At 75.2% G+C, this 12,132-nt stretch carries 9 protein-coding genes; 4 read left to right on the top strand and 5 right to left on the bottom strand.

Annotated elements, in window-relative coordinates; genetic code table 11:
* Positions 1-153 precede the first annotated feature (153 nt).
* Complete coding sequence (locus tag ACIPW5_RS26300) at positions 154-600, top strand: DUF1772 domain-containing protein (protein ID WP_401249546.1); 447 nt, start codon at positions 154-156, stop codon at positions 598-600.
* A gap of 102 nt (positions 601-702) precedes the next feature.
* Here ACIPW5_RS26300 and ACIPW5_RS26295 read toward each other — a convergent pair whose 3' ends face one another.
* The 3 genes from ACIPW5_RS26295 to lpdA form a co-directional block, all read right to left on the bottom strand.
* Positions 703-1,002, bottom strand: a complete 300-nt coding sequence (locus ACIPW5_RS26295) for a DUF6342 family protein (protein WP_125815228.1) — start codon at positions 1,000-1,002, stop codon at positions 703-705.
* Positions 1,003-1,214: 212 nt separating this feature from the next.
* Positions 1,215-1,778: a DUF1772 domain-containing protein gene (locus ACIPW5_RS26290; RefSeq protein ID WP_401249543.1), complete on the bottom strand. Its 564-nt coding sequence runs from the start codon at positions 1,776-1,778 to the stop codon at positions 1,215-1,217.
* 163 nt (positions 1,779-1,941) lie between these two features.
* Positions 1,942-3,333 (bottom strand): dihydrolipoyl dehydrogenase, encoded by a 1,392-nt coding sequence (lpdA, locus tag ACIPW5_RS26285; protein ID WP_401249540.1) that lies wholly within the window; start codon positions 3,331-3,333, stop codon positions 1,942-1,944.
* Between the two features lie 244 nt (positions 3,334-3,577).
* Here lpdA and ACIPW5_RS26280 point away from each other — a divergent pair, with 244 nt between their 5' ends.
* Together ACIPW5_RS26280 and ACIPW5_RS26275 are read left to right on the top strand one after the other, a co-directional pair.
* Entirely contained in the window at positions 3,578-8,728 is a 5,151-nt protein-coding gene (locus ACIPW5_RS26280; protein ID WP_401249537.1) for an acyltransferase domain-containing protein, read from the top strand.
* Entirely contained in the window at positions 8,728-9,582 is an 855-nt protein-coding gene (locus ACIPW5_RS26275; protein ID WP_401249534.1) for a metallophosphoesterase family protein, read from the top strand. The genes ACIPW5_RS26280 and ACIPW5_RS26275 overlap by 1 nt, the downstream gene beginning before the upstream one ends.
* A 67-nt stretch (positions 9,583-9,649) precedes the next feature.
* Here the strand turns inward: ACIPW5_RS26275 and ACIPW5_RS26270 are convergent, their stop codons facing one another.
* The gene (locus tag ACIPW5_RS26270) at positions 9,650-10,363 is read right to left on the bottom strand and encodes a MarR family transcriptional regulator (protein ID WP_401249531.1); all 714 of its coding nucleotides are present in this window, start codon (positions 10,361-10,363) and stop codon (positions 9,650-9,652) included.
* A 227-nt stretch (positions 10,364-10,590) separates the two neighbouring features.
* Between ACIPW5_RS26270 and ACIPW5_RS26265 the strand changes: the two genes are divergently transcribed.
* Complete coding sequence (locus ACIPW5_RS26265; protein WP_401249528.1) at positions 10,591-11,685, top strand: serine hydrolase domain-containing protein; 1,095 nt, start codon at positions 10,591-10,593, stop codon at positions 11,683-11,685.
* Positions 11,686-11,785: 100 nt separating this feature from the next.
* On the opposite strand, the gene ACIPW5_RS26260 is transcribed toward ACIPW5_RS26265, so the two are convergent.
* Positions 11,786-11,986 (bottom strand): DUF5302 domain-containing protein, encoded by a 201-nt coding sequence (locus ACIPW5_RS26260; protein WP_401249525.1) that lies wholly within the window; start codon positions 11,984-11,986, stop codon positions 11,786-11,788.
* Positions 11,987-12,132 lie beyond the last annotated feature (146 nt).

The raw sequence follows: 12,132 nt of genomic DNA, 5'->3' as shown, positions 1-12,132 counted from the left end.
ATACCGCTTGGATCAGGGGTGGAACGACCTTGGGTGGGCGAGAATCCGGCCATCGCGGTGCGGCAGTACATGCGGCACCCACACAGGCGGGGGGACCACGTGGAAACGGCACGGTTCGCGTCACTGATCGCTGCGACCATCACCACGGGACTGGTGAGCGGTCTGTTCTACGGGTTCTCGGTGGCGGTGATGCCAGGGCTGCGCGCCTCGTCCGACCGGACGGTGATCGAGACGATGCAGCGGATCAACGTGGCCATCCTCAACGGCTGGTTCCTGCTCGGCTACATGGGCTCGCTGGTGTTCACCGCGCTGGCCCTGGGCCTGCACCTGCCGGGCGACGGGCGCCACGCGGTGGTGCCGCTGGCCGGCGCCCTCGTCGCGTACGTCCTGGCGATGATCGTCACCGCCCGGGTGAACATCCCGCTCAACAACGCCCTGGAGAAGGCGGGTCCGGTGGACCGGATCGCCGATCCGGCCGCCGTGCGCCGCGCGTTCGAGGGGACCTGGGTCCGCGCGAACGCGTGGCGCACCCTGCTGTGCACGGTGGCCTTCGGGCTGCTGGCCTGGGCGCTGGTCCTGCACGGCCAGCACGCCGCCTAGGCCTTCCCACGGAGTCAGACAGTCACGCAGTCACGGGGTGACGGGGCCGGGCAGTGGCGCGGTCCCGTCACCCGGACGGCGAGGCGGTCCGGAGGGGATCTCCTAGTAGCGGAGGTCCTTCTGCTCGGTGATCAGACGGCCGGCGATGTGCAGGTTGCCGTCGGAGTCGAGCACCGCGATGATCTTCTTCGTGGATCCGTGGTGGGTCGTGAAGTAGATCTTGTCCGCCTCCTGCGAGGAGGAGTGGTTCGTGTTCACGGACAGCTCGATGCTCACCGGGGAGCTGATGAGCACGTCCTTCTTGGGCGAGTTCGGGTAGACCTGGTTCGGCCGCAGCTTGACGCGGCCGTGAGTGTCCCCCTCGTCCCAGTCGGACGCCACACCGAGGTCGATGTCAGCCATGCGATTCCCCTCCCGTTGCAGTGGAAGAACTGCGCGGCCGGGCGTCACAGGACGTCCCGGACCGAGGCGAGAACCTACGTACCCCGTGCACATGACGGCAGCACATCGCCGGACTATGACTGGTTTTCGTCCTGCTTCGTCGCGAAGTGGCATCAAGGTGCTGGAGCCACCGAATATCCCGAAAAGATCAGTACGTGCCCGTCTCCGACGGCTCAGCGGGCGGTGCCGCGGCCGTGGAGGAGGAGGGCCCGGACGAGGGCGGTGAGGGCGGCGGTGCACAGCAGGGTGCGCAGGATGTTCGTGGTGACCCAGGTGCCCTTGAACTTCTCCACCACCGAGAAGTCGGTGAGCTTCGCCGCGTCGCCCACGGCCGCGAGCTCGTTGTTCAGCGGGATGTTCACCGCGAAGGTGATCACCAGTACGACGAGGTAGGCGACGGCCGCGGCGGCCGCCCACACGGCGGTGCCGCGCCGGCCCCTGCGGTACTCGACGACGGCCGCGGCGGCGGTGGTGAGCAGCGCGAGGACGAAGACGCTGCCGAAGAGGCCGTTGCCGTCGATGGCGGCGTTGAAGCTCTGCATGGCGGTGACGTAGGTGCGCTCGTCGCCGGCGGCCAGGCCCGGCATGACCGAGACGTCGAACGCGAAGAACAGGCCCGCCATCAGGCCGATGAGGACGGTGGAGACGCCGAGCAGGAGGGTTGCCGCCCTGTCGCCGCCCGTGCGTGCCGTGCCGTGCGTGCCGTGTGCCAGGTTGGTGCCGTGTTCCGGGTTCATGGATACGTCCTCGCCTGATGGCCGGTTACCGGCGGGCCCCACGCCCGCGGCGCAGTGATCGTGGCATTCGGGTGGGTGTCGTACCAGCGGTTTTGCCGAAATACCAGGAAGGGCCGGGGAGTTGACCCCGGCCCTTCCGAATGGCGGAATACCGACCGCGGGGTCAGCCGTGGACGTGCAGCGGCTTCCCGGCGAGGGCCAGGTGGGCCTCGCCCAGGGCCTCGGTCTGGGTCGGGTGGGCGTGGATGAGGCTCGCGACCTCGGACGGGAGGGCCTGCCAGTTGAAGATGAGCTGGGCCTCGCCGATCTGCTCGCTGACGCGCGAACCGATCATGTGGATGCCGATGACGGGGCCGTCGACTACCTGGACGAGCTTGACGTCGCCCGCCGACTTCAGGATCTTGCTCTTGCCGGTGCTGCCCGCGTTGAACCTGCTGACGACGACCTTGTCCTCGCCGTAGACCTCCTTGGCCTTCGCCTCGCTGAGGCCGACGGAGGCGATCTCCGGCTCGCAGTAGGTGACCCGCGCGACGCCGTCGTAGTCGACCGGGCTCACGGGCAGGCCCGCGAGGCGTTCGGCGACGAGGATGCCCTCGGCGAAGCCGACGTGGGCCAGCTGGAGGGTCGGGATCAGGTCGCCGACGGCGGAGACGGTCGGCAGGTTGGTGCGCAGCAGCTCGTCGACGACGACGTGGCCGCGGTCGAGGGCGACGCCCGCCTCCTCGTAGCCGAGGCCGGCGGAGACCGGGCCGCGGCCGACGGCGACGAGCAGCAGTTCGGCCTCGATCTGCTTGCCGTTCTCCAGGGAGACCCGTACGCCGTTCTCGGTGTACTCGACCCCGGAGAAGCGGGAACCCAGCTCGAACTTGATCTTCCGCTTGCGGAAGGCGCGCTCCAGGGACTTGGAGACGTCGACGTCCTCGGCGGGCACCAGGTGCGGCAGGCCCTCGACGACGGTGACGTCCACGCCGAAGGACTTCCAGGCGGAGGCGAACTCGACGCCGATGACGCCGCCGCCGAGCACGACCGCCGACTCGGGGATCCGGTCGAGGAACAGTGCGTGGTCGGAGGAGATCACCCGGTTGCCGTCGATGGCCAGGCCGGGCAGCGAGCGTGGCTGCGATCCGGTGGCGAGGACGACGTGGCGGCCCCGGTAGCGGACACCGCCCGCCTCGACCTCGGTCGGGGAGACGAGGCGGCCCTCTCCCTCGACCAGGGTGAGGTTCCGGCGCGACTTCAGCATGCCCTGGAGGCCCTTGTAGAGGCCGGCGATCACGCCGTCCTTGTACGCGTGCACCCCGGCTATGTCCACGCCCTCGAAGGTGGACTTCACCCCGTACGACTCGCTGCGGCGCAGTTCGTCGGCGACCTCGCCGACGTGCAGGAGGGCCTTGGTCGGGATGCAGCCGTTGTGCAGGCAGGTGCCGCCCAGCTTGCCCTTCTCGACGAGGACGACGCTCAGGCCGAGCTGGGTCGCGCGCAGGGCGCAGGAGTAGCCCCCGCTGCCGCCACCGAGGATGACCACGTCGTACACGCCGTCGGCGGAATGCTCCATTGCAGATGACCTTTCGTCTTCCGTGGTGTTGCCGGCCCTCCCGGCATGCTCTCATCTCCCGTTCGGACGACCGGTTTTGGGGCCGTCGGGGAGGTGGCGCCACCGGCCGGGCGACGGGATTCAGCCGTTCTTGAGCCCGCCTCCAGCCGCTGTGCGCACCATCTCCCCCGCACCACCTCGCGTCAGGACGGATGGGTGAGAAGAAATGCCTGAAGACGCTCGCGGTCCGCTCCCGGACGCAACCGTGCCCCCCGACCACCGGATCGCGGTCGTCGGACTGTCCTGCCGCCTCCCGAAGGCTCCCGGCCCGGACGCCCCGTGGCGGCTGCCGGACGACGCCGCCGACGCCTTCGATCCGGCCTTCTTCGGGATCTCCCCGCGCGAGGCCGCGTCGATGGGCCCGCGCCGCCGGCTGGTGCTGGAGCTGTGCTGGGAGGCCCTAGAGCACGCGGGGATCGTGCCGGGGTCGCTGCGCGGCGAGCGCGTCGGCGTGTTCGTGGGCGCCGTGCGGGACGGGCACACCGCCCCGTCGTACCAGCAGGGCCCGGAGACGATCGGCCACCGCACCGGCGGCCTGCTGGGCCTGCGCGGCCCGAGCACGACCGTGTACGCCGGCCGTTCCTCCTCGCTCGTGGCGGTGCACCTGGCCTGTGAGAGCCTGCGCGGCGGCGATTGCGACACCGCCCTGGTCGCCGGGCTCGGCCCGGAACCGGTGCCCGGCGCGGCGGCACGGGGCGACGGGTCCCGCGGCCCGGTGCGCTGCGAGGGCGGCGGCGTCGTCGTCCTCAAGCCCCTCGCCCGGGCCCTGGCCGACGGCGACCGGGTGCTCGGCGTGATCGCGGGCACCGGCATCGACGAGGACGGCGGTACGGGTCCTGCCGTGCCCGGCGCCGGGTCCCGGCCGGGCCGGGAGGACGCGCTGCGCCGGGTCTGCGAGCGGGCCGGCGTCGACCCGGTCGGGGTCCGGTACGTCGAACCGCGCGGCGCCGTGGGCATCACGGACCTGATCGGGGCGCTGCCGGGCCCGGACCGGGACCCCGGTGAGCCGGGTCCGGTCCCGCACGCCGAGGGGACCGGCCGGCGGCTCGTCGTGGGCGTCGGCGCCCGCGGTACGGGCGGCCCGGACTGCCACGTGGTGCTGGAGCGGGCGCCGCGTACCGCCCGGGCCGACGGGGGACGCGGGGCCGACGGGGCCGCGCACCCGCTGCCGTACACCGTCTCCGGCACCACCCCGGAGGCCCTGCGCGCCCAGGCCCGGCGGCTGCTGGCCTGGCTGGGCGGGCAGCCGGGGGCGCGGCCGGGGGCCCTGAGCCGGGCGCTCGCCACCACCCGTACGGCCTTCGAGCACCGGGCGGTGGTCGTCGCCGCGGACCGGGAGGAGCTGGTGCGGGGGCTGGAGGCCCTGGCCCGGGACCGGCGGGCCGCGGGCCTGGTCCGCGGGACGGCGGCGCGGCGCCGGGAGCTGGCCGTGCTGTTCACCGGCGAGGGCGGCCAGCGGCCGGGCATGGGCCGCGGTCTGTACGCGGCCTTCCCCGTGTTCGCCGCCGCCTTCGACGAGGTGTGCGCCGAACTCGGGGGCGGGGTCCGGGAGGCCGTGTTCGGGGACGACGCCGGCGCCTCCGCCGACGCCCTGGGCCGCACCGGTACCGCCCAGGCCGCGCTGTTCGCCGTCGAGGTGGCGCTCTACCGGCTCGTCGAGTCGTGGGGGGTCGTGCCGAGGTTCGTCGGCGGGCATTCCGCCGGTGAGATCGCCGCCGCGCACGTGGCCGGGGTGCTGTCCCTGAAGGACGCGGCCGTGCTCGTCACGGCGCGCGGGCGGCTGATGGAGGCCCTGCCGGGGGCCGGGCTCATGGTCGCCGTGCGGACGGGCGCGGAGGAGGTCGCCCCGCTGCTGGTGCCGGGCACGGCGCTCGCCGCCGTCAACGGGCCCCGGGACGTCGTCGTCTCGGGCGCCCGCGAGGCCGTCCGGGCGGTCGTGGGACGGCTGGCCGAACAGGACGTCAAGTCCAAGACCCTGCGCGCGGGGCACGCGTTCCACTCGCCGCTGATGGACCCGATGCTGGAGGAGTTCCGGCGGGCCATCGCGGGCCTGGACTTCCGGCGGCCCCGGATCGCCTTCGTCTCCGCGCTCACCGGCGGCATCGTGACCGAGGAGGTCGCGCGTCCGGAGTACTGGGTCGGCCACGTCCGCGAGACCGTCCGCTTCCAGGACGCCGTCCGCACCCTGGAGTCCGAGGGCGCCACCGCGGTACTGGAGCTGGGTCCCGACGGCGCCCTCGCGGCCATGGCCCGGCCGTGCCTCGCCGACGGGGGCTCCGCGGTCCTGGTGCCGGCCCTGTGCCGCCGGGGCGACGAGGTCCGGGCGCTGCTCACGGCGACCGCGACCCTGTACGCCCACGGCGTCCTCGGCCGACTGCCGCTGGGGCTGCCCGCCGGGGCGCCGCTGTACGGCCTGCCCACGTACCCCTTCCGGCGCGAGGACCGCAGACCGGGCGGGGGTCCCGCCGCCCCGGTGGCGCGGGGCGGCGCCCGGGGGTCCGGCAGGGCCGTCACCCAGGGGTCCGCGGCGGCGGGGGCGGCGGCAACGGGGTCCGCGGCAACAGGGTCGGCGACGGCCGCGGCGACGGGGATGGCCGCGACGGGGCACCCGCTGGCCGCGTGGCGGCTGGACCTCCCGGAGGCGGGGGCCGTGCTGTTCACGGGGACGGTCTCGGCGCGCAGCCACCCGGAGTTCGCCGCGTCCGGGAGCGTGCCGGCGCAGGCGCTGGTGGAGGCGGCCCTCGCGGTGGGCGGCGCGGTCGGCGCGCCGGAGGTCGAGGAGGCCGCCACGGAGACGGCCCTGGCCCTGCCCGCGCGGGGCGGGGTGCTGCTCCAGCTGCTGGCGCAGGCCCCCGACGGGTCCGGCCGGCGGCGGCTGACGGTGGTCTCCCGGGCGGAGGGCGCCGAACCGGAGGAGCCGTGGGTGCGGCACCTGACGGCCGTTCTGGCGCCGGGCCGGGCGCCGTCCTTCGCCCTGGCCGAGTGGCCGCCGCGGGACGCGGAACCGCTGGCCGGGGCCGGGGCCGGGGCCGAGGAGCACCCTGCGGTGGTGCGGGCCTGGCGGCGGGGCGGGGAGTTCCTCGCGGAGGTGCTGCTGCCCGCGGGGCTGCACGGGCAGCCGTACGCGCTGCACCCCGCGCTGCTGGAGGCGGCGCTGCACCCCGTGCTGGCGGCGGAGCCGGAGCCGCGCGTCGCCGGGGCGTGGCGGCGTACGGCGCTGTACGCGACGGGGGCGACCGCCCTGCGGGTGCGTGCCGTGCGCGGCGCGTCCGGGGTGGTGGCGCTGGAACTGGCCGACGCGGAGGGCGGTCCGGTGGCCGAGGCCGCCGTGACCCTGTCCGCGCTGCCGGGCGGGGCGGCCGGACGGCCCGTCAGCCCGCTGGCCCTGGTGTGGGAGCGGGCGGCGGAGGCCGCCGGGCCGGTGCGGGGGCCGCGCCGGGCGCTGCTCGGTGTGCCGGGCGGCGGAGCCGTCCCGTCGCCGCTGCCGGAGTCCGACGGGGCGCCCGCGTACTCCGGGCTGCCCGGGCTGCTGGCGGCGGCGGAGGGGGGTCCGGTGCCGGAGCTGGTCCTGGCCCGGGTCGCGGGTCCCGCCGTCGGCGAGGAGCTGTGCGGGCGGGGCGTGGCGGCGGCGGTGGACGAGGTGCGGGAGCTGGTGGGCGGCTGGCTCGCCGAGGAGCGGCTGGCGGGTTCCGTGCTGGCGGTGGTCACGGGCGGCGCCGAGGAGGTGCTGCCCGGGGAGGGCGTCACCGATCTCGTCGCGGCGGCCGTACGCGGCTTCGTGCGCTCGGTGCAGGCGTGGCTCGCCGGTACGGGTGCGGGCCGCATCGTGCTGGTGGACGTGGACGGCAGCGACGCGAGCCGCGGGGCCCTGGTGCGGGCGGTGGGCGGCGGGGAGCCGGATCTGGCCCTGCGCGACGGGGTCGCGTACGCGCGGCGTCTGGTGCGGACGGGGGCCGTGGCGCCCAGGGCGGCCTTTGCCGGCGGCCCGGACCCGGTCCGGCTCAGCGGCGCCGTGGAGGGGCCGCACGCCGAGGAGGGCGCCCGGCAGCTGGTGGAGGCGTACGGGGTGCGGCCGGCCGGGCCCGGGGAGGAGGCGGCGGCCGTGCACCTGAGCGGCCCGGGCGGGCCCTCGCTGGAGGCCTCGGTCGACGCCGCGCTCGGCCTGGACGGGCACCGGACGCCGCTGGTGTTCGTCACCACCGTCGGGGCCGCCGTGGGCTCCGGCGGTACGGAGTGCGCCGCGGTCGTGGGCGCCTTCGTCACCGCGCTGGCCGCCCGCCGCCGCGCGGCCGGACTGCCCGCGGCGGTGCTGGGGTGGGGGGCCGACGCCGAGGGCCTCCCGGCGGGGCTGGCGGCCCCGGCCGGCGGGGACGGGGCCGGGCTGCTGGGGCACGCGCTCGCGCGGGGCCTGACCCTGGTGGCCGCCCGTGCCGACGCGGGCGCGCTGCGCGCCGCCGGGACCCCCGTGCCGGCGGTGCTGCGGAGCCTGGTGCCCCGTCGGCCGCGCCGGGCCGCCAACCCGCGCGCCGGCGAGGGGGAGGCGCCGCCCGCGGCCGGGGGCACCCTCGCGGGGCTGCTGCGCGGGGCGCACGCGCAGGGCCGTACCGCCGAGGGCGCGGCGCTGCTGATGGCGGCGGCCGGGCTGCTGCCCGGCTACGACTCCCGGTCCGGGGTGGCGCACTGGCCGGCCCCGGTGCGGCTGGCGCCGGAACGGGATGGGGTGGCGGGGCTGTTCGCGTTCCCGTCGCTGGGCGCGGCGTCCGGCCCGGAGGAGTTCCTCGCGCTCGCGGCGGCCCTGGAGGGCCGGCGGGGCCTGACGGTGCTGCCGCATCCCGGCTTCACCGGTGAGGCGGTGCTGCCGCGCGGCCGGCAGGCGCTGGTGCGGGCGCAGGCGGAGGCGGTGGCCGAGGCGGCGGGGTCCGCGCGGCCCGTGCTGCTGGGGCACGCGTCCGGCGGGTGGATCGCGCACGCCGTGGCCCGGGAGCTGCTGGAGATCGGCCGTGAGGCGGCGGCGGTGGTGCTGCTCGACACGTGCGCGCGGGGCGGGGACCGGCGCGGGCCGGCCGTGCTGGCGGCTCGTCTGCTGGGCGCGGACGGAGGGCCGGGGCTGCCCGACGACGGGCGGCTGCTCGCGATGGGCGGCCACCTGTGGGTGTTCGCCGACTGGACGCCGGAGCCGGCGTCCGCGCCGACGCTGCTGGTGCGCGCCTCGGCGTCCGCCGCCGCGGCCGCGGGCGGCTGGGAGTACGCGGACCACGTGGCGGAGGTGACGGGCGACCACTTCTCGCTGCTGGGCGCGGACGCGGGCGCCGTCGCGGACACGGTGGACGGCTGGCTGCGCAAGGTGGGCGGCTGATGGCGGGGGCGTCGGCCGGCCGGCTGATGGCCGTGTCCGACCTGCACGTGGTGCACGCGGAGAACCGCCGGCTGCTGGAGGAGCAGATCGTGCCCGGGTCGCCCGGGGACTGGCTGCTGGTGGCGGGTGACGTCAGCGAGACGGCGTCCGAGGTCGAGTGGGCGCTCGGGCTGCTCCGCGACCGGTTCGCGCAGGTGGTGTGGACGCCCGGCAACCACGACCTGTGGACGCCGGCCGACGACCCGGTGCAGTTGCGCGGGGAGCAGCGCTACCGGTACCTGGTGGAGATGTGCCGGAGGCTGGGGGTGCTCACGCCGGAGGACCCGTACCCGGTGTGGCAGGGGCCCGGCGGGCCGGTGGTGGTGGCTCCGCTGTTCACGCACTACGACTACTCGTTCCGCGACCCGGCGCTGACGAAGGAGCAGTCCCTCGCCGCCGCCCACGCGTCGGGGGTGGTGTGCACGGACGAGTTCCTGCTGCACCCGGATCCGTACCCGGACATGGACGGCTGGTGCCGGGCCCGGGTGGCGGCGACGGCGGCCCGGCTGGACGCGGTGGACCCGGCGCTGGGGACCGTGCTGGTCAACCACTACCCGCTGGTGCGGGAGCCGACGGACGTCTTGTGGTACCCGCAGTTCGCGCAGTGGTGCGGGACGACGCTGACGGCGGACTGGCACCTGCGCTACCGGGCGGCGGCGGTGGTGTACGGGCACCTGCACATCCCCCGTACGACGTACCACGACGGGGTGCGCTTCGACGAGGTGTCCATCGGCTACCCGCGCGAGCGCAGGCGCCGGGGCCTGCCGCGCGGGGTGCTGCGGGACGTCCTGCGGCCCCGCGGGGACGGGGCCTGACGGGCGGGTACGGCCCGGCGTCGCGAGACGAGTACGGCCCGGCGTCGCGACCGGCGGGGAACGGACGCTACGGGGCGCCGTCGCGGCGCCATTCCTCCGCCGCCCGGACCATGGCCCGGCCGACGTGTTCGAAGAAGTCGCCGATGTCCTGCATGCGGGTCCCGGCGGGGGTGGAGGTTCCGAGGGTCCGGGCGCTGCGGCGGGCGAAGTCGGCCAGCATGGTGTTCTGCCGGGCGCTGGCCATCCAGCCGCGGAACCACGCGTCGGCGTCGATGACGTAGCGGTCGCGGCGCCGGCCCGGGTCGCGCTCGCGCCGGATGAGCTCCTGCTGTTCGAGCTCCCCGACGGCCTTGGAGACGGAGGCCGGGCTGACCTGGAGGCGCCGGGCGAGCTCGGTGGCGGTCAGGCTCCCGCCGTCGGTGACGTACAGGCAGGTCAGTACCCGGGCCGTCATGCGCGGCAGGCCGGTGCCGACCATCATCGCGGTGAACTGCTCCTCCAGTTCGCGCACGGCCTCGGGGTCGCGCCCGTGCGCGTCCTCGCCGCCGGGGGCGGCCGGGGCCTGGGCCGGGGCCTGCGCGCGCCGCCTGGCCCGCCCGGCGGTCGCGCGGTGCGCCACGTCGGCCCGGTAGGCGCCCGCGCCGCCGTTGCGGGCCACCTCCCGGGTGACGGTGGAGACGGGCCGGTCCAGCCGGGCGGCGATCTCGGAGTAGGTGCGGCCCGCCGCCAACCCCTGGGCGATCTCCCGCCGTTCCTCGTGCGTCAGCCGGCCTCCGGGCACGGGCCACCTCCGTCGTCATTGCTCCACGCCGGGTCCCAGTATTGCTTTCGGGGACAGCCCATTGCAAACAACTGTTGTCGCATTTGCATTAGACTTCAGACTCATTGCAAAATCACATCGCTTTGAGCTGCATATTTACCGACCATCCCGATTCCTTCATTGACGGATGACTGAAAGCTAATTAGCTTTCAGTCATCCGCGAAACACCTCCCGGAAGGAATCCCGACATGACCGCCGCGCCCTCCCCCGTGACGACCACCCCGCAGGACGCCCTCGACCGGGCCGTGGCCGGCTCCGGTGCTCCCGGGATCGCCGCCGAGGTCCGCGACGGCAGCGGCACCTGGTTCGGCTCCGCCGGCTTCTCCGACACCGCGACCGGCCGGCGGCGGCAGCAGGACGAGCGGTTCCGGATCGGCAGCACCACCAAGGCCTTCACCGCCGCCGTGGTCCTCCTGCTGGCCGCCGAGGGACGGCTGGGCCTCGACGACACGGTCGAACGGTGGCTGCCCGGACTGCTCGCGGGCAACGGCCACGACGGCCGTACGGTCACCCTCCGGCAGCTGCTCGACCACACCAGCGGCATCTTCAACTACGGCAACGACGCGGAGTTCTTCGCGAAGGGCGTCGGCGAGGCCTGGTTCCGGCACCGCCACGACTCCCACGCCCCCGAGGAACTGGTCCGGACCGGGCTGGCGACCCCGCCGCTCTTCGCCCCGGGCGAGGCCTTCCTCTACTCCAACACCAACTACGTCCTGGCCGCGCTGATCGCCGAGCGGGCCACCGGCAGACCGTTCGCGCAGGAGCTCGACCGGCTGGTCGTCCGCCCCCTGGAACTGGCCGGCACCTCGCTCCCGGGGACGGAGGCGGACATCGCGGGACCGCACCCGCTGCACTACTCCACCCTGTTCTCCGCCGACGCCGGAGCCCCGGTGCACGACGCGACCGTGATGGACCAGTCCTTCGCCTGGGCGGCCGGCGGGGTCGTCTCCACCCTCGGCGACCTCCAGCGCTTCTTCCGGGCGCTGCTCGGCGCGGAGCTGCTGCCCGCCGCCGAGCAGCGGGAGATGTTCACCACCGTCGAGACCACCGGCCCCGTCCCGTGGATCCCGGGCACCCGCTACGGCCTGGGGGTGTTCTCCCAGGCCCTGCCCTGCGGGGCCACGGTCTGGGGCAACGCGGGCGCGACGTACGGCTCGTGGACGTACGCCGTGGGCACCCGCGACGGCGGCCGGCTGCTCACCGCACAGGTCAACGGCGACTGGAGCGGGCTGGGCGTCTTCGACGGGGTGCTCGACGCGGTGTTCCGCCCGGCCGCCGGCTGACCGCCGGAACTCCGCCCGGCGGGAACGCGGAAAAAGGGCTGCCGCGATCCGATGGGGGATTCGGACCGCGGCAGCCCTGGACGGGGTGTCGGGGGGTGGTTCAGCCGGCCTTGCGGCGGAAGGTGCGGCCCTGGCCGCTGGGGCCGCTGCCGCCCTTGAGCTTCAGGCCGCCCGCGTTGTGCGCCTGCTGGGAGCGGGTGGCGCGGGCCTTGCGCTCCAGAGCCTCGCGGAACCTGGCCTTGTCATCAGGCTCGACGGCATCGGCGGGTTCGGCGGCTTCGTTTTCCGGCGTACCGGTCATGGGATACCTCCTGTTTGTTCCGGAGCTGATCCATTGTGGCAGCCGGGCAGGATCCCGGCGACGCGGTTTTCGATCACCGGTGGAGCGCCTGGCGGAGAATTGACGAACCCTCACGGACGCCGGTCCCCGGCGCCCCCGCGGCCCCT

Source organism: Streptomyces sp. NPDC090077, assembly GCF_044747545.1.
In the GTDB taxonomy this organism is placed as follows: domain Bacteria; phylum Actinomycetota; class Actinomycetes; order Streptomycetales; family Streptomycetaceae; genus Streptomyces.
The sequence above is the reverse complement of the archived record's forward strand: the minus strand, read 5'-3'. Positions and strand labels throughout refer to the sequence as shown.